The following is a 21,683-nucleotide window of genomic DNA, read 5'->3' as shown; positions in this document are numbered from 1 at the left end:
TATGTCGACAAACCCCGCCGGCTTTTTCGCCAGAACCCAGCTTCTGAGCGGCAGAACTCCAGATAAAACTTCGCCCTGGATAATGGGCCTTATCTGTTGCACAAGATAAGGCTCATGCGCGCCGCAAGTTCTTCGTGCTCGCCGACATTGCGACCAACACCAAACGTGGAAAGAACGCCACGCCGATCTCGCCGATCGCGCTCGAGACGGTCAAACGCATCGACGCGCTGTTCGACGTCGAGCGCGAGATCAATGGTCTTGGCGCCGACGAACGTCTGCAACGACGCCAGCAGGAGAGCCGTCCTCTCGTCACCGAGCTTGAGAAATGGATGCGAGCCGAGCGGGCCAAATTATCCCGCAGTTCTCCCGTCACCGAGCCGATCGACTATATGCTGAAGCGCTGGGGCGGGTTCACCTCCTTCCTCGGTGACGGGCGGATCTGCCTGACCAACAACGCTGCCGAACGCGCCCTGCGGAGTTTTGCCCTCGGCAGGAAGTCATGGCTCTTCGCCGGCTCCGATCGCGGCGCTGATCGGGCCGCCTTCATGGCGACGCTAATCACAAGCGCCAAGCTCAATGACGTCGATCCGCAGGCCTGGCTTGCCGATGTCCTCGCTCGCATCGCCGACACGCCGATCGCGCGGCTCGAGGACCTGCTTCCGTGGAATTGGAGCCCTTTGACGATCGCGGCAGCCAAAGCTGCTTGATCCCGGCTTCACCTCGCCCCGCTCAAAGACCAGACAGAAGAGGCCGTCCGTTGGGATATCGCAACTCTGCACTCTACACCCTCAAATATGTCGCCTCGATGCTCGATGAGGACGAAGAGTTCTTGCGCGATTGCTCGATCGGCATGTTCTCTGAAGACGGTTGTCTGAGCGCCTACGACGACTATCCCGGATCGGAATTAAGCGAAGCCATCGTGGTCTTTACCGAAGACGGCATCGAGAACCTTCGGTATGTCATCGAAGAGCGCAGGGCATCAGGCAACGCACCGCCGAAACCTACCGCAGAAGGCCGCCGCCCAAAGTCATAGCCACCGCGGCCTTGGCCGTATGGATACCAAGGTCGCGCCCACCCCGATGTTATTTGCTGACCGGGGGATGCAGCCTTGTGTCGAGGGCAAAAGCTTCCTGAAACGCACCTTCGCCACTATTCCGTGTCGCGGCATAGACGGCCTGGTCGAGTCGCCACGCAATGAGTTCCGTTCCTCCGAGCGCTATCGGCAGAGCCGTCATGCATAGACGCCGTATTCAAGCCGCTCGAGATAATCTTCGACCAGTTCCACGCCGGCGGGAGTGCCCAGCAGATCGATCGGACGGCGCTGGTCGAGACCGATCGCCGGACGCTCCAACCATTGTTCGGCTTCCGCCTGCGTGCCGAGGACATCCGTCGCCTTCGCCAGGATCTCTGCGAATTTCCAAGTCCGTCCGCTCTGCTCCTGGCTAAGAGGCTTGGATGGAGCGTCTTTGCGTCGCTGCCAGGTTCGCAGGCTCATGCCAACCGCCTTTTCGAGCGATGTTTTCTTGTTGATGAAGACCAGTTGTCCGACGAGGTGGTTTAGCGCCGAGCCCGGCAGACCGAGTAGCAGCAGATCATGCGCGTCAAGGGCACTGGTCAATCGACGCGACAATATAAGAGACCCGCCGAGCAATGCCTCCACCCTTTGGAGACCACCGCCTCTCGCTTCAGTAACGACCTTATCCGCCGTAGTCGCCATATGCACCTCCTGTGTCATCTGTCGCATCAAACATGATAGTGACGTTCGAGATTTCAAGTGCGTGCGACACTCGGATTGGCCCGCCTCAATCCCCTATGAATAAATTTGGACTGGCTGGGGATGTTGCATTCACATTGCGCGTTGCAGCATTCTCAAATGCACAGGGTGATTTAGCGGCGGGCTTGATCGAACACCCCAAACAAGCTTCCGTACAATCGCCTATGCAGGCTCCGCCCCGCCACAGGACGGCGGAATTGGACCGCGGCGGACAACCACCAGGTGCTTTACGAAGATGACATAATCCGCATGCTTTCAGTCACAGTCGCGCCTGGCGAGACGGAGCCATCATCATCGCTGGCCGTCAATCTTCATCATCGATCGGCTGGCATGCGCGACCCCGATAGCGAAGGCAAGGAAATCGTCTTGCCGCTTCCCGCTACCTTCGAGATGCCGCTGATCCTGAAACTGCCGGCCCAACCGGCACATGCGGATCGCAACGTCGACACAAGCCCGATTCACGGCACCCGAGTCGAGCTCAAGCAACGCTTTCCAAAATAGGCGCAACATCATCGTTGCGGGCGCCATCCACATTCGATTTCAGCACAATATCAGCGCCCGTTCAGGACGCGGGGCCCTGCCGCTGCGATGCTTGCGGGACACCAACCTGAGAATGGTCATGAAAATCGCCCTTAACGAAGACCTCGTCGCCAAGATCGATCGCAAAATCGACGACGCCGGCCCGGCGCCGGGGCAGCGCAGCCTGGAGGATCACGACTACCTTGACATCCGCCGGCGGCTGCTTGCGGGCCGCCCGCGCGACGTGTGGGTGTTCGCCTATGGCTCGCTTCTGTGGAACCCCTGCTTCGACACCCTGGAGGAACGGCCGGCGACCGTCGACGGCTGGCACCGGCGGTTTTCGCTGTGGCTAACCCGCTGGCGCGGCACGCGCGAGCGGCCGGGTCTGATGCTTGCGCTCGACCGTGGTGGCAGCTGCCGCGGCGTCATCTACCGCCTATCCGACCATGACATCGACGCGGCCATCGACCGATTGCTGCGTCGGGAGATGTCGGCAAACCCGCCGACCAACATTCCGCGATGGGTCTCGGTTCGAACCGCAGGCGGCAATTTGCGGGCCATCGCCTTCGTCGCTGATCGCAGTGGCCCCGGCTATGCGCCAGCGCTGCCCGAGCAAACCACCGTAGAGATCCTGTCGCTCGCCGCCGGCCATGTCGGGAGTTGCGCCGACTATCTTCGCAACACCGTCCTTCAGCTCGAAGCGCGCAACATCCGCGACGCAACCTTATGGCGGCTGCAGGGCAAGGTCGCAACCTACCTGGCATCGCTGCAATCGAGCGCGACCTTGCCACCCTCAACGTCGGAGATTGATCATGCATGCGAAGGTTGATGGACCATTTCCCCCCTCGGAAATCGCAAGGGAGGCGGTGCACCGTATCCTGTCGACGGGCAACATTGATCTTTGTGGCGGCGAAACGGTGCAGATGCTGCACTATCTCGATGGACTGATGCCCCATGACATAATCATAGTCGCTGGCAAAGGAAGGCGTGGGCTTTGGAAACGCTTTTCCGGCGTCTTTCGGACTTGACCTTTAGCGACTTCTGCCGCTCCGATGGTCGTGGCGCATTTAGGCGCGGCGATGGTGCAAAGGCTTGGCACAACAGATCGGCAGCGCGGTTCTCGATCTCGAGCGCGGCACGTTGCGGCGCGACGGCGAGATCGTGCCGGTCAGGCCAAAGACTTTCGACTTGCTTACCTTCCTGGTGCGCAACCCCGCCCGTGTGCTGAGCAAGGACGAACTGTTCCAAGCGGTCTGGCCCCATACCATCGTGACCGAGGATTCTCTCACCCAGTGCATCCGTGACGTGCGCAAGTGCATAGGCGACGAGATGCAGTCCTTGGTCCGCACCGTTCCTCGACGCGGCTACATATTTCAGCCTGCCGACGACTTCGCGCACGTTTCGCTGGCGCCGGCCACTGCCGCCGTCGTAACCGGACGAACGCCCGAACCGATGGTGGCTATCCTGCCGTTTCAAATCAACGTTGACGATGCGACGGCAAAGCCACTCTTTGACGGGGCGGTCGAGGAGATCACCAATGCACTGTCCTACTTCAAGACAATTGCGGTGCTGGCGCGCCATTCGGCTTTCGCACTCGCCGAACACTCTGTTCAGGACATCTGGGCGACCGCCGAGCGTCTCGGCGCCGACTATGTCGCGGAGGGCACCGTCGAAAGCAATCCCGGTGGTTACAGTGCGCGCGTGGTGCTGTCCGAGACGGCCTCCGGCCGGAGGGTGTGGGCGCACGCTTTTTCATTTGAGGTCAGCGAGATTTTCGCTTTCCAAAGAACGGTGGCGCAACGGATTGCCAGCGCCCTCGTCGCCAACATCGAGAGCGCGGCTATGCGGCGCATTTCCCCCGCACCTGCTGCCAACATCACGGCTTATGTTCACATCTTGCGCGGCATTGCGCTGCTGCGCAGTTATGGCGAGCGGGTCAACCACGAGGCCCGCGACCATCTGCTGAAGGCGCTCGAAAGCGATCCGGATTCGGGGCTCGCCCACGCCTACCTCGCTCTGGCCGATACGATCATAGGAGGTTACAGCTCCGCATCCCGATCGGTGCTGGACCAAGCGCGCGACCGGGCTCTCCATGCCACGGCCCTCAGTCCCGATGAGGCTCGATGCCATCGCATCCTCGCACTGATCCTGCTCTATCAGTCGGACTTCGACGCCGCAGCACAGCATTTCGCCCGCGCGCTTGAGCTCAATCCCTACGATGCTGACACCTTGGCCCAGACCGGCTTTTTCGAAGCCATTCGGGGCCATGGCGAGACCGGCCTGGCGCTGCTCGATCAGGCCATTCATCTCAATCCGATGCACCCGGCATGGTATTATTTCGACAGGGGCGAGGCGCTGTTTGTCCTTGGTCGCTATCCGGAAGCGGTGGCCGCGTTTTCGTGCCTGCCGCGCAAGAGCGGATGGTATTGGGCTCGGCTTGCCGCGTGCTATGCCCTGGAGGGGGACGTCGACAGGGCCCAGCGGTGCGCAGTGGAAGGACGGCAGCTGGAGCCTGGCTTGACCGTGCAGGCGATCGTCGCGGATCTTCGCTTCGAGCGTGTCGAGGATCGGGAACGAGTAAGGTCCGGTCTCGAACTTGCAGGTTGGGGCGCTAGCGAGACAGCTGGATAGTTCAGGTTCGAGGCCGGTGCGCTGCTTGCTTCTCGGCCTGCGAGACGCGCTGCATGACCCCGAAGTTGCGGGCGAGGATCGTCGGCGTCCACCTACCGAAGAGGCTTTCGCAACGTATTTAGCTAGACAGATTGTTTTCCACCGGAGGAACCGTGCTCTCATTTCGCTGTTTGATAATTGAAGGGCAGTTTTTTCGGACAGGAGACCATGAGATGAAACGGCTTCTTTTCGCATTAGCCATGGTGGCTTTGTCAACCGGCCTTGCCTTTGCTCAGTCGAGCACCAGTGGATCGTCCACGACGACTACCACCACAACGATGCCGAGCACCAATGACCAACAGAGAACTGACTCGACCATCACCGGCGGGACCAATCCGAACTCGGCGAGGCCCTGCGCCCCCGGTCAACAGACCGGCAGCGCAAAGCAGGCCGCTCCGGGGCAACAGGATACCGCCGCCAAGACCGCTGCTCCAGGGCAGATGAAAAAGACGACGGAAGGTTGTTGATCAGCCGCTGAGCCGCGAGTCTGATTGGCCCGCGTCATCCACTAGTGACGCGGGCGGATTGTGTAAAGTCTGCTCATGCCTTCTACCTCGATATGCAAAACGGAACATGATCCGAACAGCAGAATCCTGTCTGTATGGTTTGTGGCCAGCGGCAAACGCTACGAGTTCGAGGACGTGCCGCCCGCCTTTGCTGCATTTCGAGCCGCTTTCGCCAAGGGTCGCTACTTTAACGATCACCCGCAATCACTTCCGGTATCGTCAGGCCGACCAAGACGACGATCCTTGATGAGGTTTGCTGTTTCCGCTCTCGCGGGCTTCAAATCTCCTCTGGCTCTTCGTTTTGTCGACCTCACCGGCAGCGCGAAGCAGCCCCCGCGATGCTCCGCGGCTGGATAAAGGTGAGGGACCCATTTACCGGACGTTCGATCATCGATGCGGTCTTACTGGTGATCTATAGCTGTCGACGACAAACAAGGCCTTCCAGCGGGCGGGCGGCATCAACGTTGCGCTGCACGCCTGAGAGTGCGAGCACACTAGGCTTCAGCCGTTCGTCCTTGCCGTAGTCATCGGCGGCGTGGAAGAATAATCGCGGCGTGTCGTTGATTTCTTCGAGCCTCTTTCGGTAGGCCTCCAAGTGGGCCTTGCGGCCATCGTCGCCGACGCGGCCCGGCATGTAGGCGACAAAGGGTGGCAGCACATCAAAGCCTGAGTAGCGTAGCAGGCCATTGAGGATCGGCCACAGAACCGTGAGAAATGCTTACTCTAGCGCGTCCGCTGGGGAGAATCGTGATCACCGTACTGGTCAGCGCGACCTCGTCACCGATCTCAAATTCCCGAGGTATGCCGTGGTGCAACATGGGCTTTCTGCGGTGCTTTTCTTATTAATGCTGCAAACTGACTTGGTTGCGCGAAATCGTAGGTGAATGGTACAAAGGAGAGAGGATGGTGGGCCTGAAGCCCAGTCGTCCGGAACTGTAGCCAATGGGCGTCGCATCTATGCTCTGGCTGGATCACTTCCCGGCGGCGACCTCGTTTTGCTCAACCTTCGCCCTGATCTCCAGAAGCTTGCTGAATTTGGTTCATCACATGTTGGGGATCGATATTCTCTGCCAGTTGCGGCAGCTCGTTGTCGGCGGGGGTCGAGACGTTCAGACGCGCCGTCAAAGCAGCCATCATCTCGATCAGTCGCGTGGTTTCATGCTCGTTGAGAAGGCTGATCTGCAAGTCCAGTTCCGCTCGGTGCTCGCTGTGTTCAGCCATTCTGTTCTGATTGATCAGCACGAAAGTGGACAAGAAGATTGCCTCGACGGAGGCGACCATGGCCAGGATCACAAAAGTGGGGTCCCAAGCTGGGATGGATGGTATCGCGCCAAGGTTCGCGAGAATCCAGGCTACAAGAATTGCGAGATGCAAATAGACAAAAGGCATGCTTCCCGCGAAGCGCGAAACGGCGCCAGCAACTCGCACCTGAACGCCTTGGTTCTCCTCCTGTTGTCGTCTGTGGTCGACCAGAGTCTGTATGTTCTGGCGAAGGACGGACTGCATGTCGGCGGGACGTTGATCACTCATGTTTTTTGAATGCCATTTTTGTGAAAGCGGCGCTCGTCTCCCCCCTCGACTGGTCAGGCGGTCTCGAGCTGTGGCGACCAGCCCTGCAACTTGCCACCATCGCGAACACCGCCCGCGGCGCCCTTACGAACCCTGTGGCCGAAGCCCGAAACGATCTCAAGGAGAAACCCACTGATCTCTCCATGCAGGCGTGGTGCATCCGCTTCCGGGTCGAACAGCCGGTCCCCAGATCCGGCCACGATGCCGGTCGGCTCGGCGATATTCTTCTAGCTAGCCTTCGACAACAGGCCTGCGGCCAACATTTCGCCCAAGGCCAGGCCAGCCTCACAAGCAGCGGCAGCAGGTGTGACGGAGAGCGGTGCCGATTACCGGTAGGGCCGGGAGTGCGGCTAGCGCAAGATCGAGCCGCGGAGCCGGATAGCCGGAGAGCAGCACCACGGCCAGGGTGGAGCATGCCTGCGGGGCGGCACGAGGGCTGCCCGAGCTCCCCAGGAATGTCCAAGCACGAGATATTGCTCGATACCGTCAATGTAACTATTAGCGAACTCCCGTTGCCTCGCCAGACGGGCCTTACCGCTTCTTCACCTCCTCGACCCGCACCTTGGCACCGTTCTCCTTTGCCATGGCCAGCGCCTTATCCTTGGTGGTCTGACAACGTAGGTTCCGACCATCGCCTGTGCAATTGAAGCCCGCGCCCTCTGTGAGAGCGCGGGCCGATCAGAGAACACCGATCTTCAGCAGGCGATGGAGGGCACCTGCCGCACGCACAACCCTTAGGGACTGTTAATGTTCCATCGAGACTGATTGAAAATCGACTTCCAATCGAGGTCGTCGCTTCTTCGGCGTTGTAGCTGAACCCCACGGCCATACGACCGTTTTTCCACGAGAGAAACGAAGGAGTTCGCCACCATGGACTGGAACCGCGTCGAAGGAAATTGGAAGCAGGTCAAAGGCAAGGTGAAGGAACAATGGGGCAAGCTCCACTGATGATGATCTTAACCGCATCGCCGGCAGGCGCGACCAGCTCGGGATGAAACTACGCCACGAAGGGCAAAGGTCCCAACCCAATAATCGAGCGGTGGCCGCCTTCACGTCAGTCGGCGTGATGGCGCGCGGCGGCTTTGTGTTGCACTGGCTTGGCGGGGACTCAAACGCATTCGGCGTTGGGAATCCAGCCACTCACGGACTCCTGCGATATTTAAGGACACATATGGTGCCATCAATTGACAGGGGTCAAATTTAATGACACAGGCAGTGTCGTGAAATTTGGAACGAGCCGCATGTCTAGTGTCCGTGCCTACAACAGCCCCGTGCGCGAGGAAAAAGCGCGTGAGACACGCGAGGCGATCCTTATCGCACTGTTTGAACTGATGGATTCGGCGAGCGCCGCGGACGAGATCAGCACGGAAGCCATCGCGTTGAGGGCCGGAGTACAGCGGCGGACCGTGTTTCGCCACTTCGCGACTAAGGACGACCTGTTGGCCACCTTCTGGCCTTGGCTGAATGCCCGGATAGGTGTCTCCGCGACACCTGAGAGTCTAAAAGACCTCGTCGATGGCCCACGACAAGCGTTCCCAAAGTTCGACACACACGAAGCGGCGATCCGCTCCTCGCTACACTCCCGGACCGGCCGCGAGATGCGTACAGGCACGGTGGCGAAGCGGCGTGCCAATTTCGCTCACGCACTCGCTCCCGCCATCGCCTCCCTTCCGCCCGCCGAGGCCGAGAAGATCAGGTCGCTAGTCCATCTTCTCTTCTCGGCCTCTGCCTGGGAGGTCCTGAAAGACTACGGCGGTCTCACCGGAACCGAGGCTGGCGAGACTGCATCCTGGGCAATTGAGGTGATACTGTCCGCAGTCACCTCGGGCCACTCTCCAGCGGACGTTACATCGCAAATGAAAGAGACAGGTAATGAAAATTGACGTCACCAACCCCTACGACGGCCAGACCCTCTGGGTCGTCGCCGATCGCATCCGCTTCCTGGGAGGCCTTGTGGGCTCGAACCTCGAACTCATTGAGGTCGAGGTCCCGCCGGGCTCCGGCACCCCGCCGCACAGCCACGCGTCGCCCGAACAATTTTATGTAATCGAGGGCGACCTCACGGTCCGCCACTTTGCCGAGGGCGGCCCGCCCGAGGTGACGGTCGCGAGCCCCGGAACCTCGGTGCGTATCGGTCCCAGAGAGCCGCATAATTACTCAAACGACAGCAGCCACCCGGTGCGGATGCTCGTGCTCATAGAAACTTCTATGGTCGTCTTCTTCCGCGACATCGGCACGGCCGAGCCGCAGACGCAGCCCGACTTCGCGCGGATCGGCGCGGCAATGCAGCAGCACGGGATAGAAATGCTGACAATGGCGGCCTGAGTTGCATCGCAATTTCGAGTGGTTTCGGGCTCTTGCGTCATATCCGGCAATGATGGTCCCCGAAACCATTCCTCCGACAACCGGCTGTGGTGATGGTATTTGCGCCCCTCCGAGAAAGCCATTCGCGAGGGAATCGGGCCGGCGCCAGGCACGGTGGCGACCTTGCAATGGTCCATATCCAGAGGCGGCGGCCGAGCGAGAGCTCGATCATCGCCGTGTACAACGGCCGGGCGATCAAGTGGCCGGCGATGGGGCGCTGGTTGGTTCCGCAGTCTGGATGCCGTGTGCTGCGGGCGTGGCGGCGCCCGGCGCCATCTGCCTTTCCGAGGATGCCTATCGGCAGGTCAAGGCAACGCTCGACCTCTCGGTCCGCGATCTCCACAGCACACAACTCAATAATTTCGCCGAGCCGATCGTGGTCTATTCGCTGCAAGTCGGCAGCGCCGGGACCAAGGCGATCGCTATGTCGGAACCCTCGACGAGCCGGCCGGCAGGGTCAACGCCGGCAAAGCATTCGATCGCCGTCCTGCCGTTCGCCAAAATGGCGACACCGAGCAGGGCTACTTCGCCGACGGCATCAGCGAAGACATCATGCATTCCTTGATCCGCCGCTGCATCAGACCGTTCCGCGTATCGGGTTGACGATCTGAAGTCCGGCGAAGTCCTTTTCGTTATCCGTCACCACCACGCAGTCATTCGCACTGGCGACGGCGGCGACGATCATGTCGAGCGCGCTACGCGGCCGGCCGGCCGCTTTCCCTTCTGCCATCAGTTGCGCCCAAATCAGCCCCGATTTGTCGTCGAACGATAGGATGCGCCCGGCAAACAGAGCCTGCGGCCCTTCCGACCCAGAGAACCACTTGTCCAGTGCGTCACGTTTCTTACCGCGCGGCTTCTCCAGAATACCGCGGCGGATTTCCGCAACGGTTAGCGAAGCGATGAAGAGGTCATCGTCGTTCTGCGTTCCCATCCAGGCCAGCAGCGATTCTGAAGGCTCCTGCTTTATGGCATTGCTGATGATATTGGTATCGAGGAGGTAGCGCGTCACAGGTCGACCTTACGCCCCTCTTCTCGCGGCCGGCTGAGGTCGAGATCGGCACCGACCAGAGGCGAGCGACGCAATGCGGCGAGAATACCGCCCGTTTTCCGAGGTTCACCCGCAACGGCCTGCTGTATGGTCCGGCGAAGCCGGCCAGCTTCCGGCCCCTCCTCCGTCAACTTCCGGGCAAGGCTCCTGAGTAGATCGCGGTCGGCGTCGAGCGCCTGGATTTCAAACCGCGCGATGCCACGCGCGGTCAGGCGGGACCGATAATTGTCGATCGCTCTTTTCTGCGCACTGTTGCTCATCGCGTGCCTCCGTGCTATATCCAGATATATAGCCGTGTAGTCTTTGGAGCGCAAGGCTGGGTAGTGGATCAGTTTGAAATTCGGCCCGACCACAACAGGCGGTTTCGCCTAGGGCTCTGTCTGGAAATAGGCGGAAGCGCGGGGCCGCATGATTGCGGCAGGAATGCAAATGAAGCTGCGATTGTCGGGATTGTGTTTCGCACTATACCGGTCCTGATCAGCCTTTGCGCTTTAGAAGATCTTTTACGTTTGACGCATTTCGGCTGCCCTGACTCTTATTCTTTTATATGGTTCTACGCGATCGGCCATTACATTTCTAAATTTGCTCGCTTTATGCTTCGTTCCCAGCGGCGACCCTAAATTTCATGGCTCATCGCCGGCAGTTACCAACCGTAGCTGAAGGTGGCACCGCCACCGGCATTGCCGTTCTGTGCGACGTTGGCGTCGGTAGTCCTTCCGAACTGGAAAATGCCGTAAGCGTTGTCATTGCCATTCTGCTGCAGGGTGGCGGAATGGCCATTACCCTCCTGCTGGATCATGCCCAGATTGCCGCGACCATTCTGGCCGATGCCAGCTGCGTTTCCGTGTCCTGACTGACGGATGCTTGCACCATGCAGGCCGCGATACAGCGAATAGAAGCGCAGTCCAGTCGCCAGGGCGCCAGCGTCGCGAACGTTGCCGGGGGCAAATGTCACCGAAACCCAGCCGCCCGCGTAAGCCGGTGCGGACAGCGCCGCCTGGCCGATGCTGCCGGCAACGAGAACGGCGGCAAGAGTTTTCAATGTATTGCGGGTCATCTTGGTCTCCATTTTCCGGCTGCCCCAGCCTGTGGCCAACCTTCTCATCTGGTGGCTGAACCCTGCCGGAATCCTTCGTTCAGCTGTCGTTCATTCACTCCCGGCCTGACGTACATAGGAAAAGGGCGCCGATTGCCGACGCCCTTTTCGTAAACTGGCGATCCGATCAGGTCGCGCCGCCGAGCCGCTCGGCACAGCTGATGCTCTTGCCATCGATCGTGAGCTCGAGCCTGGCGTCATAGACGCCGCCTTTCGCGTCGAGCGTGACAGCGCCGAGCGTAGCTGGCTTGCCGGGCGCTGTGCTGAAGGCGCCATCCTGCTCGATGTTGGTGCTGCCGGTGCGAGCGGCACTTTCAACATGGAAGGAATAGGTGCCGCTGACGCTTTTGTCGGCATGGGCGAGCGCCTCCAGCGAGACCATGCCGCCTTCCGGCGTAGCGCGGATCTCGCAGCGCACCGGCCCAAGCGACTGGCCGGCGGTGGCCATGGCCGCCAGCGCGCCGGCCGGGATCAGAAGCAGGGCGAATGCGGTCGTGACGCTACGGGGAAGTTTGACGATGCTTGGCATGGTTCGTCTCCTTGGCGTTGGTTGGCGCAGCCGCGGACTGTTTCCGCGGCCGCCCAGCCGGTGCTGCTTATGGGCAGGCCTGAACGAAAGCCGCGACATTGCCGCTGCCACCCTGGCTGACATTGGCATCGCAGCCGTGGCCAACCTGCACGCCGGCAGCGATGTTGCCGTTGCCGTCCTGGGTCAGGATGGTGGTGTGATTGGAGCCGAACTGAGCGACGCCGGCGACGTTGCGGTTGCCATTTTGATAGGTGGCGCCGTAATTGCCGATCCCCTGCTGGCCAATGGCCGAAAGGTTATGGCGGCCGCGCTGCTGGCCGATTACCTTATTGAAGCGGCCGTCCTGGTAAACCCGGATACGGTTCTTGAAGCCGTTCTGGGCGCCACCAGCCGAATTGGACCAGCCGTATTGCTCGATGCTCACGTCGTTGGCCATGGCCGGGGCAGCGACGGCAATGCCGATAAGAGCGGCGAGCGCGGTTGCGGTGAAAGAATTGCGGATCATGAGAGCGTCTCCTTTGGCGGACGGGACCGCGAGTTTGAACGGCTTCGTTTTAGGAGATGCAATTCGAACCGATGCTGAAGGCGGCGTTCAGCCGTGGTTCAGGAGGCGCAGCGCGTGAGAGGGCCGGTCAACTTGCTTTCGGACGCTCCATTGTTCGAGACGCGGTTCCCTCGACCAGTGGTTAGCAGCGCCTCTCAAGTGCGACTGCAGAGCCGCCGAGTCCCCTGAGTGAACTGCTGTCCGGCAACGGCCAATGACTTTTTCCAGTCGGCCGGAACTCAATTTCCCGATCGTAGTTAAGCTCAACGTAATAAACCGGTCGTCCCCTAGGGCGACGACCGAACTGAGGAAGACTAACATGGTCCAGGCCAATGAGATGAAAGAGCATGCACGCCAAGCGGCGGAGCAACAGAAGGAAGCTGGCGCCGAGCGGATCGACGAGATGGCTGACGCGATCCATAGCGCTGCCCATGAGCTGGAGAAGCAATTTCCACGAAGTGCTGACTACGTTCACGACGCCGCGTCACGTCTGGAAGGCACAGCCGCTGCACTGCGTAAGCGCAGAGTCGAGGATCTGGTTAAAGACCTTGGCGATTTCGCACACACTCAGCCTGCGGCGTTCTTCGGCGGAGCCATTCTGGCAGGGATCACTCTCGCGCGGGTTCTGAAGAGGTCTCCCGGCCCTCAGAAGCACGGCGGAACGCACCCCTGACAGGAGAAGAAAATGACAACTCTCGGACATAGCCGGTCCATTCCGGACATATTCTCGGATGTCGTGTTGCAGTTCACGACCCTGCTGCGAAAAGAAGGACAACTTGCCCGCAGCGAGATTTCGGAGAACATAGGCCGTGCTACGGCCGGATTGAGCCTTGTGATTGGCGGCGCTGTGCTGCTCATTCCGGCGCTGGTCATACTGTTTCAGGCCGGCGTCGCCGCTTTGGCGCCGGCACTTGGAATCACAGCCGCCGCATCGGCCCTGATCGTGGGCGGCATAGCTTTGGTGTTGGGTCTTATCTTCCTTCTCGTGGGCATGAACCGGCTCAAAATCAAAACGATGATGCCCGACAAGACCATTCACCAGCTTCAGCGGGACGCATCCGTTGCAAAAGAACAAGCGAGGCATCGCCATGACTTACACAGAGCAGCTTGAGCGCGAGACGGAGCGGACACGCTCGCAGCTCGTGGACACACTTGACGAACTGAGGGCCAGCGTCACGCCTGGCCAAATTCTGGATCAGTTCAGCGACTACGCCGGTCGAGGCGATGCCGGTGAATTCTATCGTGGCCTGCGCCATCAGATGGCAAGAAATCCGCTGCCCGTCACCTTAATCGGAGCCGGAATCGCTTGGCTGATGTGCGCTGGCCCGGCAAACGGCAGAGCCGCCGACATTGGCACACGCCCCAAGCCCGAAGGCAGCGACCTGGACCGGATGAGTGACAAGATTGGGGCCGTCGCCGACTCAGTCACGGAAGCTGGTGCGGCGGCCGGTTCCCAAATTAGGGATGCAGCTGGGCGCCTGGGCGCAGCCGCTGGGGAGAATGCTCAATCGGCGGCAGCATCTATCTCAAGGACGGCATCCTCGACTTATGACGCGGTGGCCGACAGCACCAGCCGAACAGCGATGGCGATCGGCGGTTCGGCACGAAGCCTCGGCCATGGCCTCGCATCGACCACTCAGAGCCTGCTGAATTTCTGCCGCAATGAGCCGCTTGTCCTGGCGGGCATCGGCCTGGCAGTCGGCGCGGCAATCGGTGCGGCTTTGCCGCCCTCGGAAGTGGAAGATCACCTGATACGCGATAAACCAGGCGGTGCGACAGAAGACCCACGCAGTCCGCAACCCGGCCGACATCGCCAGTCCGGAGATGGTAGTGAACAACCCACTCCGTCCGGCGAGAAAGAGGTTGCCGCTAAGACAAAAGAAGAAGGAAAGGAGCCAGCAAGGCCGGCCGTGCCCGCGGCAGCGGCAGAGCTAGACACGGCCAACAAAGGAGCCTCAAGAGAAAACACCGCGCGCACACCGCAGGCGAACGAAGAGCACGACAAAGCAGGGTGATGACAACGACTGCCACCGGCCAGCCGGAGAACCGCTCCCTTCACAACAGGGATTTCACTCCATTTTGGGTTCCTGCGGCTACTCTGGTTCTGCTGGCGTTCGGATTCTCACCACGTCGATACGCCGCTCCAGCTGCTACGCCGCTGCATGAGGAAAACACTGACGCTGGCCAGCAGTGCCTGACCAATCGGTTCGCAAGCTCGTTCGCAAGCTGGAGGAACATCCTTCTTCGCGTTAAGACGGGCATCACAGAACACCGCGTGTTTGCCATTGCTGCGGGAATCGCTTTTTACACCATCCTTGCCATTTTCCCTGCCATTGCCGCACTGGTCGCCGTCTACGGATTGTTCGCCGATCCGCAGACTATTGCCTCACACTTCGACCGCATCTCAGGCTTGCTACCCGCCGGAGCACTGGAAGTTATCCGCAACCAGATGCAGCACATCGCCTCGCAGCGAAGCGGAACTCTTGGGCTGGCATTCATAATCGGTCTTGCCGCCTCGCTGTGGAGTGCCAACGCCGGCGTTAAGGCACTCTTCGATGCCCTTAATATAATTTATGGCGAGAAGGAGAAACGCGGCTTCTTCCGCATCAATGCGGTTTCTTTGGCCTTCACGATGGGCGGGATCGTCCTGGGGCTACTGGCAATCGGCGCTGCCGTGGCCGTCCCAATCCTGTTGTCGTTCGTCGGACTGTCTGGGGCGACGGACCTGCTCATCCGAATTCTGCGCTGGCCTGTGGTGCTTGCAATCGTCGCGCTCGGCTTCGCCCTCCTCTATCGTTTCGGTCCGAGCCGGCAGAGAGCGCCATGGCGCTGGATAAGTTGGGGCAGCGCCGTCGCGGCACTCGGCTGGCTGGTCGGATCGTTTCTGTTCTCCTGGTATGCGGCCAGTTTCGGAAACTATAATGAAACCTATGGTTCGCTCGGCGGGATCATCGGTTTCCTGATTTGGATCTGGATTTCTTCCATTGTCATCTTGGTTGGCGGCGAGCTCGACCATGCAATGCAAAACAGTAACGCGCGCTTCAACAACCCAGACTCCCCACCATTCCGCAAAAAGGCTGCGTCACCTGTCTTCGATGTGAAATCGACGAACGACCGGCGCCAAGGGTAGCGGTAGCGGCAATGTTTCAGCGGCAGGAACCATTCCATGGTGGGTGAGTTCGGCGTGTAAACCAAGTTCCGAGAGTTCCGAACATGCCAGAACTTGATCAATCAAGGCAGAAGGCTATTGCCGAAATCGTGCGGCGCTGGAGTGGCACGGAAATCCTGCACCGGCACCTGCGCAAGCTCTTAAACTGGCAGGTGGAGCCCGAGCTGCCCCCAACATTGCTTCATTGGCCGATGAACTTGATGAAAAAAAGACCCGATGCCCAGCCGGAAGATACGCAGCGTTGAACGCTCTGCCCCGATGACGCGACGATATGACATGGAAAGAACGCCTGAAGGCACGTGGGACGTCATCGACGTGTTCACCGGCATGCCTGCCGTCGAATTGGGCGTTCCGTTGATCGACATGCCTGTCGAAGAGGCTGATGATCTGGTCGAGCTTCTCAATTTGCGCGACAACAAGCGGCGGCGAGGCTAGGCAAAACGGAAATGTGCCTTGTCACCCGAGCGGCCCGGCGTCGAGGGGTCTGGGGGACTGGCGCCGAGCCTAACCGGTACGGGGTACTTCACCGGCTGCTTTAATGTGCTCTTAAGCTAATGTAAGTGCAAACGCAAAGACGCGACGGAGGTCCCGTCGATCCCTATTCACCCGGCCTCTTGGCTTGGCACATTCCGAACGTTGATTTCGCTTGGTGAACCATTGACCACTTAGGTTTCTCCCTTGAGGAGGAGCGATGAGGCTGCAAGCAGTTTGCGGGCCCGTGGCCACCGCCAACGAGTTGGTCGAGGCGGCGATCCGTTTCATCCCGGTTGGCAAGCATTGTCTCGGGTCAGGGACACCATCGCCGCAGTTCGTAAGGCCGGCCCCGTCCTAAGAGAGTCCGACTGGAATTGGTCGAGATCATCATGAACTGAGCGACGGTTCACGGTCAAATAACTCTGTTAATAAGTATCTTATTACCGTTTGGCGTCATATCGCCCGAATGAAACGTCAGTACCGATAGGCAACTTGGCTTGGGGGATTCGATGAACCGGTTGCTTGTTGGCGCGGCAGTGCTTGCCGCGAGTGTCGTGGGCGCGGATATTTCTGCCGTCTCTTATATTAGCAGAAGCGCAGGGATAGTAGTGTTCGCGCAGGAGAGCCGGGGCTCTTCCGCGGCCACAGGAACATCTGCTGCCGGCTTCGGGAATGGCGGCGCGGCACTGGGATCAGGCGCACAGCCGGCAGGTGGCACGCCAGCGTCGGGCACTGCGGCGCCGGCGGCGGGAGATGCAGCATCAAGTGCGGCAACCGACAGTCCGGATGCTGCGGCCAAGGTTGGCGCCAAGCCCGCGGATGCCAAGGCGACAGATACCAAGGCTGCGGATGCCAAGAGCAGCGGCAAGGCGGCCAAGACGACCGACACGGAAGCCGCCCCCGAGGCGCCGGCCGCCGCAACTACGCTAGCGACCACGACCGCGACCAGCGGCGATCCAGAAGCCATTGGCACGCCGAAGGTGGATCTGCCGAAGAGTTCGGGCAACGGCAATCTCGGCTATTCCATCGGCATCGATGTTCCTGCCTTCCATGGCATCGAGCCGCAGATCGCGCTGAACTATAACTCATCCCGCAAGAGCAAGCTTGGTGGCCTTTATCAGGGCTGGCTCGGCTATGGATGGGGGCTCGATGGTCTCGATGTCATCGAGCGGGCCACGCCGGGCTATGGCATGCCGGCCTTCGATGCCAACGACATCTACCTGCTCGACGGCCAGGCGATGGTTGCCTGCGTGGCTGGCATGGTTTCGCCGTCGTGTGCGACCGGCGGCACGCATGCGACCGAGAACGAGAGCTACCGCCGCGTTGCGCTGAACAGCAGCACCAATGAATGGAGGGTGACCGACAGGGATGGCACCGTCTCGACCTTCCGCTCGGTAGCGGCCGTTGCCAATTTGACGCCAACCGCCGGCACGCCGGCCTATGACCTTGCCATGAGCTACCGCTGGCTGCTGACCTCGGTCGCCGACACCAACGGCAACAGCGTTTCATACAGCTACACCTGTCCGGCCAGCCCGGTTTGCTATCCCGACAGCGTCAGCTACAACGGCACCATCGTAAAATTCTACTACGAGACCCGTCCCGACCTGATCCTGATGGGCAATGGCCGCGACATCTCTCTGACCAGCCAACGCATCAAGACGATTGGCATCACCGTTAGTGGCGCGGTGCGCGGCGCCTATAGGCTCACCTATGACCAGGCACCGTTCTCCAACGCCTCGCGGCTGACCCAGGTTACCCACTACGGCACCGATGCAACAATCGCCGTCGATGGCACCATCGGCGGCGGCACCGCCAAGGTGCTCGGCCAGATGACCTATCAGAGTACCGATGGCGTGTATGGGACGGTGACTGCTTCACTCGGTTTGAGCTTAGGTAGCGTCGCCGTGCCAAGGCATGTCGGTGATTTGGATGCCGACGGCCGGGACGAGATTTATGGCGACTCCATCCAGCGCGTAGACCTATGTACCCACAATCAAGGTCCTTGCCCTGCCTTGCAGCGAACCAAATACATATACAAATTCAATTCGAATGGTACACAGGCTGGAACGGCGTCTCTGCTTCTAGATAATTTACGAGGTTGGGATTCAGATCCCAACCCCCCGACGTATTTCTCCGAGCCCGGCCGTTTTCTGGCGAGCAAGAGCACCTTGGATTTCGCCGACTCGGCCATCCAGCCTTTTGTCAATGGGGCTACCGGTCAAGTTACCTACACGGCAACCAAGTCGATCATCAAGACGGATGCCGCGCTGGGGCTGACCAAAGCTGCCTGCGTACCGACTGGCTACCAATCCGTTTGTGATGCGCTGCCTGTTGCTCCACCGACGGCGTCTGCATCCATCGTGACCGACGTGGATGGCGATGGCATTGATACGCTCAACGTCGTCGGTGGCAGCTCGCCAAAAATAGTAGTCGGCGTTGGCGATTTTCTCGGTAATGGTCGGCAGCTGCCGCTATTCTGGGGTAGCGGCGGAACGGCAAGGAAGGGAGCGCTTTCGAACGGCGTTTGGCAGCCCAGCGGAACGTCATTCGGGATCAGCTGCCCCGCACAGGGATCCGGGGGCTACGGCACCTGTGTCTTTGCCGACCTCAACGGGGACGGTGCGACGGACGTCTTCCGCTACAATGGCAACGATGACAGCGTCGGGCTTTGGCTGTCGACCGGCATTGGTTTCAAAAGCTACACCATGTCCTCGATGGCGGGAACCTCTGCCATCCTTCGCGATTTCGACAATGACGGGCGAGCAGATGTCATCACGATTGGTGGCACGGTGACCACTCAGCCGGACAGGACCGGCACGGTCAGGATCTTCTCGTTGCGCCCCTCCTCGACTTCGATGATTCCGGTGCAGTTCACGCTGCCAGCTGGGATGACTGCCGGGACTGTGGTTGGCGACTTCAACGGTGATGGCTTGCCGGACTTCACTAACTACACCAGCATGATCATCTCGAACGCCGGCACCGGCAATCCGAACCTGCTACGTTCGATGGTGACGGAGCTCGGCGGGACGGTCGCGGTGGAATACACGCCGTCGTCGACCTGGACGAACAACTACCTGCCGCAACTGGTGCATGCGGTGACGAAGCTGTCGGTGAGCGACGGCCGTGGCCAGACGGCGGTGAGCACCTACAGCTATGCCGGGGGCAAGTACGATCCGGCGGCGCGCAAGTTTTTGGGCTTCGCCTCGATCGTCGAGACCAGACCGTTGGCCAATGGCGAGACGGCGCCTTCGAAGATCGAGACCACCTATCGGCAGGATCTGGCAAGCTACGACCTGCCGTCGCTGACGGTGTGGAAGGATGGCGCAGGCGCCGTGCACAAGCAGGTGGCCGAGACCTATGCGGTCAACACGGCGACAAAACCCTACACGGTGCAGAACACGGCAACCGACACGACCCCGACCGAGAACAGTGTCGTGCGCAGCCTGCGGGTCGAGCGGCTGTTCGACGCCTATAACAACATCACCAGTATCAAGGACTATGGCCGCACCGATGTCACCGGCGACGAGACGTTTACCGAGCGCTTCTTCTCGCCCAACACCAGCGCCTACATCATCTCGGCCCTGATTGCCGAGCGCACGCATGCCGGGCTTACCGGCACGGATCCCTATGTCAGCTACAAGCACAATTATTATGACGGCAACACCACCGATGTCTGGGCGGTGCCGACCAAGGGCAATCTGACCCTGGCCCAGATCTTCAGCGATGTCACCGTGGGCAAGACGGTGAACCAGTATTTTGCCTACGACAGTTTTGGCAACAGGATCGCGGCCAGTAACGACCTCGGCCACAGGACCGAGTGGGATTTTGATGCCACCTATCACCTCTATCCGGTGACGCAGCGTAGCCCCCGCTATTTTGCCACCGGCGGCCAACTGGCCGACACCCGCTTCGTCTCGACCGCGACCTACAATCCTGTGTGCGGCCTTCCCGCGACCAGGACCGACTTCAACGGCCCGGTGAAGACCTTCGCCTACGATGCCTTCTGCCGGCCCTACCAAGTGTCGCAGAGCGTCACCGGCGCCTATGCCAAGACGCGGTTCGAGAACGAAGCCAATCCGGCAACACAGGCGCTGGTCAAGTACACGCTGTTGCCCAACGGCGCCGGCGAGGATTTTACCCGCTCTTATTATGACGGGCTCGGCCGGGTCTATCGGGTGGAAACCCCTGGAGAGACGGCGGCCGGTGCAAGGCGTATTGCCGAGACCGACTACGATCTTCGCGGCAATGTCTTGCGCACCGCCTTCCCGCGCTTTGTCGGCGATACGGCGCAGTGGACCACCAACAGTTACGACTGGGCCGACCGGCTGACCCAGACGGTCAATCCGGATGCCAGCCAGCGCACCTACCTTCATTTCCTCACGGACACAATTGGCACGCCCAACCCACGACTTTACGCAGTAATCCTGACCGACGAACTTGGACATCAAACCAAAACCTGGTCGACGACGCGGGGCGAAATCGCCGGCATCATGCGCGACCAGGTCCAGGGCGGGCTGAACCTGACGGAAAGCCGCGGCTACGACCTCCTCGGCCGACTGATCGGCGTCACCGATCCCGGCGGCTCGACCTGGGCCTACACCTACGACATGGTCGGCAACCGGCTGTCGGCGTCGGATCCCGATCTCGGCAACTGGACCTATGTCTACGATGCCGCCAACCGCCTCATAAGCCAGACCGATGCGCGCGGTACGGTCACGACGCTCGCCTATGACCAGATGGACCGGCTGACGCTGAAGACGGCAATCGTGCCTGGCGGCGGCCCGGTGACGCTGACGCAGAACACCTACGACCAGGCGGCATCAGGCTATTACAACATCGGCCAGCTGACCCGCTCGGAAAACGCCGCCGCCGTCCAGCTCTACAATTATGACGGTCTCGGCAAGATTGCCCGCCAGGATGCCACCATCGCGGGCATCACCAACACCACGTTCAACGTCCACGACGGCTCCGGCCAGAACGTATATGTCCAATACTTCCCCGTTCAGCTCGACTTCGGTTCGAACACCAACCGCTTGCAATACACCGCCGGCAACAGGCTCTACTCCGCTCCCGGCTTCATCACCTCGACGATTTACGAGGCTGACGGCCAGACGAAGGAGATCACTTACGCCAATAGCGTGAAGACCACCTTCACCTACTCTACGACAAGGCGCTGGCTGACGCGCATCACCACCACGCTTGGCGCAACCACAATGCTGGATCGGCAATACACGCGCGACAGCCTCGGCCGCATCACCAACATCGCCGGGCTCTCGGGCACGGGCCCGAACAGTTGGAACTATGTCTATGACAATGCTGACCGGCTGATTTCGGCCGACAATCTCGGCGACAACACGCTCGACGAAACCTTCGCCTATGCCGCCAACGACAACATGATTTCGCGCACGCGTGTCGCTGGTA

25 protein-coding genes and 3 pseudogenes are annotated in these 21,683 nt (G+C 60.3%); 18 read left to right on the top strand and 10 right to left on the bottom strand.

Annotated elements, in window-relative coordinates:
* Nucleotides 1–110: 110 nt before the first annotated feature.
* Together tnpC and NKH57_RS29980 are read left to right on the top strand one after the other, a co-directional pair.
* Nucleotides 111–707: pseudogene (gene tnpC / locus NKH57_RS29985) on the top strand (IS66 family transposase); the annotation flags it as partial.
* Between the two features lie 50 nt (nucleotides 708–757).
* Nucleotides 758–1,033, top strand: a complete 276-nt coding sequence (locus NKH57_RS29980; protein WP_352949727.1) for a hypothetical protein — start codon at nucleotides 758–760, stop codon at nucleotides 1,031–1,033.
* A 97-nt stretch (nucleotides 1,034–1,130) separates the two neighbouring features.
* Here NKH57_RS29980 and NKH57_RS29975 read toward each other — a convergent pair.
* Nucleotides 1,131–1,235, bottom strand: a pseudogene (locus tag NKH57_RS29975) (RES domain-containing protein); the annotation flags it as partial.
* Nucleotides 1,232–1,717 (bottom strand): type II RES/Xre toxin-antitoxin system antitoxin, encoded by a 486-nt coding sequence (gene parS / locus NKH57_RS29970; RefSeq protein WP_023758528.1) that lies wholly within the window; start codon nucleotides 1,715–1,717, stop codon nucleotides 1,232–1,234. The gene parS and the pseudogene NKH57_RS29975, both read right to left, overlap by 4 nt.
* A gap of 484 nt (nucleotides 1,718–2,201) precedes the next feature.
* Between parS and NKH57_RS29965 the strand changes: the two genes are divergently transcribed.
* The 5 genes from NKH57_RS29965 to NKH57_RS29945 all read left to right on the top strand — a co-directional run bounded on the left by NKH57_RS29965 (nucleotide 2,202) and on the right by NKH57_RS29945 (nucleotide 5,826).
* Nucleotides 2,202–3,122, top strand: a complete 921-nt coding sequence (locus NKH57_RS29965; RefSeq protein ID WP_352949725.1) for a gamma-glutamylcyclotransferase — start codon at nucleotides 2,202–2,204, stop codon at nucleotides 3,120–3,122.
* The gene (locus tag NKH57_RS29960) at nucleotides 3,106–3,321 is read left to right on the top strand and encodes a hypothetical protein (RefSeq protein ID WP_352949724.1); all 216 of its coding nucleotides are present in this window, start codon (nucleotides 3,106–3,108) and stop codon (nucleotides 3,319–3,321) included. The genes NKH57_RS29965 and NKH57_RS29960 overlap by 17 nt, the downstream gene beginning before the upstream one ends.
* A 64-nt stretch (nucleotides 3,322–3,385) precedes the next feature.
* A complete protein-coding gene (locus NKH57_RS29955; RefSeq protein ID WP_352949722.1) occupies nucleotides 3,386–4,924 on the top strand; it encodes a winged helix-turn-helix domain-containing tetratricopeptide repeat protein in 1,539 nt (512 codons plus the stop codon).
* 212 nt (nucleotides 4,925–5,136) lie between these two features.
* Complete coding sequence (locus NKH57_RS29950) at nucleotides 5,137–5,430, top strand: hypothetical protein (RefSeq protein WP_352949720.1); 294 nt, start codon at nucleotides 5,137–5,139, stop codon at nucleotides 5,428–5,430.
* A gap of 75 nt (nucleotides 5,431–5,505) precedes the next feature.
* Nucleotides 5,506–5,826 carry a KTSC domain-containing protein gene (locus NKH57_RS29945; protein ID WP_084025305.1) on the top strand — a complete coding sequence of 107 codons (321 nt, stop codon included), beginning with the start codon at nucleotides 5,506–5,508 and terminating at the stop codon, nucleotides 5,824–5,826.
* 55 nt (nucleotides 5,827–5,881) lie between these two features.
* Here NKH57_RS29945 and NKH57_RS29940 read toward each other — a convergent pair whose 3' ends face one another.
* From NKH57_RS29940 to NKH57_RS29930, 3 genes are all read right to left on the bottom strand, one after another.
* Nucleotides 5,882–6,127 carry a hypothetical protein gene (locus NKH57_RS29940; protein ID WP_352949718.1) on the bottom strand — a complete coding sequence of 82 codons (246 nt, stop codon included), beginning with the start codon at nucleotides 6,125–6,127 and terminating at the stop codon, nucleotides 5,882–5,884.
* 341 nt (nucleotides 6,128–6,468) lie between these two features.
* Entirely contained in the window at nucleotides 6,469–6,999 is a 531-nt protein-coding gene (locus tag NKH57_RS29935) for a DUF1003 domain-containing protein (RefSeq protein WP_023758524.1), read from the bottom strand.
* A 53-nt stretch (nucleotides 7,000–7,052) separates the two neighbouring features.
* The gene (locus NKH57_RS29930) at nucleotides 7,053–7,238 is read right to left on the bottom strand and encodes a hypothetical protein (protein WP_352949716.1); all 186 of its coding nucleotides are present in this window, start codon (nucleotides 7,236–7,238) and stop codon (nucleotides 7,053–7,055) included.
* 670 nt (nucleotides 7,239–7,908) lie between these two features.
* Between NKH57_RS29930 and NKH57_RS29925 the strand changes: the two are divergent.
* The 4 genes and pseudogenes from NKH57_RS29925 to NKH57_RS29910 form a co-directional block, all read left to right on the top strand.
* A pseudogene (locus tag NKH57_RS29925) lies at nucleotides 7,909–8,041 on the top strand (CsbD family protein); the annotation flags it as partial.
* Between the two features lie 238 nt (nucleotides 8,042–8,279).
* A complete protein-coding gene (locus NKH57_RS29920) occupies nucleotides 8,280–8,921 on the top strand; it encodes a TetR/AcrR family transcriptional regulator (RefSeq protein ID WP_023758522.1) in 642 nt (213 codons plus the stop codon).
* Nucleotides 8,911–9,363, top strand: coding sequence for a cupin domain-containing protein (locus tag NKH57_RS29915; protein ID WP_023758521.1), 453 nt, complete (start codon nucleotides 8,911–8,913; stop codon nucleotides 9,361–9,363). The genes NKH57_RS29920 and NKH57_RS29915 overlap by 11 nt, the downstream gene beginning before the upstream one ends.
* Before the next feature lie 238 nt (nucleotides 9,364–9,601).
* A complete protein-coding gene (locus tag NKH57_RS29910) occupies nucleotides 9,602–9,967 on the top strand; it encodes a hypothetical protein (RefSeq protein WP_502907352.1) in 366 nt (121 codons plus the stop codon).
* A 12-nt stretch (nucleotides 9,968–9,979) separates the two neighbouring features.
* Here the strand turns inward: NKH57_RS29910 and NKH57_RS29905 are convergent, their stop codons facing one another.
* From NKH57_RS29905 to NKH57_RS29885, 5 genes are all read right to left on the bottom strand, one after another.
* The gene (locus tag NKH57_RS29905) at nucleotides 9,980–10,411 is read right to left on the bottom strand and encodes a PIN domain-containing protein (RefSeq protein WP_023758519.1); all 432 of its coding nucleotides are present in this window, start codon (nucleotides 10,409–10,411) and stop codon (nucleotides 9,980–9,982) included.
* Nucleotides 10,408–10,710, bottom strand: coding sequence for a hypothetical protein (locus NKH57_RS29900; protein WP_023758518.1), 303 nt, complete (start codon nucleotides 10,708–10,710; stop codon nucleotides 10,408–10,410). The genes NKH57_RS29905 and NKH57_RS29900 overlap by 4 nt, the downstream gene beginning before the upstream one ends.
* A 383-nt stretch (nucleotides 10,711–11,093) precedes the next feature.
* Complete coding sequence (locus NKH57_RS29895; RefSeq protein ID WP_352949713.1) at nucleotides 11,094–11,507, bottom strand: curlin; 414 nt, start codon at nucleotides 11,505–11,507, stop codon at nucleotides 11,094–11,096.
* A 166-nt stretch (nucleotides 11,508–11,673) separates the two neighbouring features.
* Nucleotides 11,674–12,075, bottom strand: a complete 402-nt coding sequence (gene csgH, locus NKH57_RS29890) for a curli-like amyloid fiber formation chaperone CsgH (RefSeq protein WP_352949711.1) — start codon at nucleotides 12,073–12,075, stop codon at nucleotides 11,674–11,676.
* Between the two features lie 67 nt (nucleotides 12,076–12,142).
* A complete protein-coding gene (locus NKH57_RS29885) occupies nucleotides 12,143–12,580 on the bottom strand; it encodes a curlin (protein ID WP_352949709.1) in 438 nt (145 codons plus the stop codon).
* Between the two features lie 358 nt (nucleotides 12,581–12,938).
* Between NKH57_RS29885 and NKH57_RS29880 the strand changes: the two genes are divergently transcribed.
* The 7 genes from NKH57_RS29880 to NKH57_RS29850 all read left to right on the top strand — a co-directional run.
* A complete protein-coding gene (locus NKH57_RS29880; protein ID WP_352727383.1) occupies nucleotides 12,939–13,292 on the top strand; it encodes a hypothetical protein in 354 nt (117 codons plus the stop codon).
* Between the two features lie 12 nt (nucleotides 13,293–13,304).
* Nucleotides 13,305–13,730 (top strand): phage holin family protein, encoded by a 426-nt coding sequence (locus NKH57_RS29875; protein ID WP_023758514.1) that lies wholly within the window; start codon nucleotides 13,305–13,307, stop codon nucleotides 13,728–13,730.
* Nucleotides 13,681–14,634, top strand: coding sequence for a DUF3618 domain-containing protein (locus NKH57_RS29870; protein ID WP_352949707.1), 954 nt, complete (start codon nucleotides 13,681–13,683; stop codon nucleotides 14,632–14,634). The genes NKH57_RS29875 and NKH57_RS29870 overlap by 50 nt, the downstream gene beginning before the upstream one ends.
* On the top strand, nucleotides 14,634–15,749 hold the full coding sequence (locus tag NKH57_RS29865) for a YihY/virulence factor BrkB family protein (protein WP_352949705.1): 1,116 nt from the start codon (nucleotides 14,634–14,636) through the stop codon (nucleotides 15,747–15,749). Before NKH57_RS29870 ends, NKH57_RS29865 begins: the two co-directional genes overlap by 1 nt.
* 83 nt (nucleotides 15,750–15,832) lie before the next feature.
* The gene (locus NKH57_RS29860) at nucleotides 15,833–16,033 is read left to right on the top strand and encodes a hypothetical protein (RefSeq protein WP_352949703.1); all 201 of its coding nucleotides are present in this window, start codon (nucleotides 15,833–15,835) and stop codon (nucleotides 16,031–16,033) included.
* Between the two features lie 31 nt (nucleotides 16,034–16,064).
* Nucleotides 16,065–16,223, top strand: a complete 159-nt coding sequence (locus NKH57_RS29855) for a hypothetical protein (RefSeq protein WP_352830787.1) — start codon at nucleotides 16,065–16,067, stop codon at nucleotides 16,221–16,223.
* Nucleotides 16,224–16,771: 548 nt separating this feature from the next.
* A partial coding sequence (locus NKH57_RS29850; protein WP_352949700.1) for a toxin TcdB middle/N-terminal domain-containing protein occupies nucleotides 16,772–21,683 on the top strand: 4,912 nt, incomplete at its 3' end.

This window comes from Mesorhizobium sp. M1050, assembly GCF_040318715.1.
Classification (GTDB): Bacteria; Pseudomonadota; Alphaproteobacteria; order Rhizobiales; family Rhizobiaceae; genus Mesorhizobium.
Note: the sequence above shows the minus strand (reverse complement) of the source record. Positions and strands in the feature narration are given on the sequence as shown.

Coding starts and splice junctions, on each gene's coding strand:
- NKH57_RS29885 (WP_352949709.1), bottom strand. CDS start 12,580: ATGATCCGCAATTCTTTCACCGCAACCGCGCTCGCCGCTCTTATCGGC.
- NKH57_RS29960 (WP_352949724.1), top strand. CDS start 3,106: ATGCATGCGAAGGTTGATGGACCATTTCCCCCCTCGGAAATCGCAAGG.
- NKH57_RS29855 (WP_352830787.1), top strand. CDS start 16,065: ATGGAAAGAACGCCTGAAGGCACGTGGGACGTCATCGACGTGTTCACC.
- NKH57_RS29945 (WP_084025305.1), top strand. CDS start 5,506: ATGCCTTCTACCTCGATATGCAAAACGGAACATGATCCGAACAGCAGA.
- NKH57_RS29880 (WP_352727383.1), top strand. CDS start 12,939: ATGGTCCAGGCCAATGAGATGAAAGAGCATGCACGCCAAGCGGCGGAG.
- NKH57_RS29915 (WP_023758521.1), top strand. CDS start 8,911: ATGAAAATTGACGTCACCAACCCCTACGACGGCCAGACCCTCTGGGTC.
- NKH57_RS29920 (WP_023758522.1), top strand. CDS start 8,280: ATGTCTAGTGTCCGTGCCTACAACAGCCCCGTGCGCGAGGAAAAAGCG.
- NKH57_RS29860 (WP_352949703.1), top strand. CDS start 15,833: ATGCCAGAACTTGATCAATCAAGGCAGAAGGCTATTGCCGAAATCGTG.
- csgH (WP_352949711.1), bottom strand. CDS start 12,075: ATGCCAAGCATCGTCAAACTTCCCCGTAGCGTCACGACCGCATTCGCC.
- NKH57_RS29965 (WP_352949725.1), top strand. CDS start 2,202: ATGCGGATCGCAACGTCGACACAAGCCCGATTCACGGCACCCGAGTCG.
- parS (WP_023758528.1), bottom strand. CDS start 1,717: ATGGCGACTACGGCGGATAAGGTCGTTACTGAAGCGAGAGGCGGTGGT.
- NKH57_RS29900 (WP_023758518.1), bottom strand. CDS start 10,710: ATGAGCAACAGTGCGCAGAAAAGAGCGATCGACAATTATCGGTCCCGC.
- NKH57_RS29950 (WP_352949720.1), top strand. CDS start 5,137: ATGAAACGGCTTCTTTTCGCATTAGCCATGGTGGCTTTGTCAACCGGC.
- NKH57_RS29875 (WP_023758514.1), top strand. CDS start 13,305: ATGACAACTCTCGGACATAGCCGGTCCATTCCGGACATATTCTCGGAT.
- NKH57_RS29895 (WP_352949713.1), bottom strand. CDS start 11,507: ATGACCCGCAATACATTGAAAACTCTTGCCGCCGTTCTCGTTGCCGGC.
- NKH57_RS29865 (WP_352949705.1), top strand. CDS start 14,634: ATGACAACGACTGCCACCGGCCAGCCGGAGAACCGCTCCCTTCACAAC.
- NKH57_RS29935 (WP_023758524.1), bottom strand. CDS start 6,999: ATGAGTGATCAACGTCCCGCCGACATGCAGTCCGTCCTTCGCCAGAAC.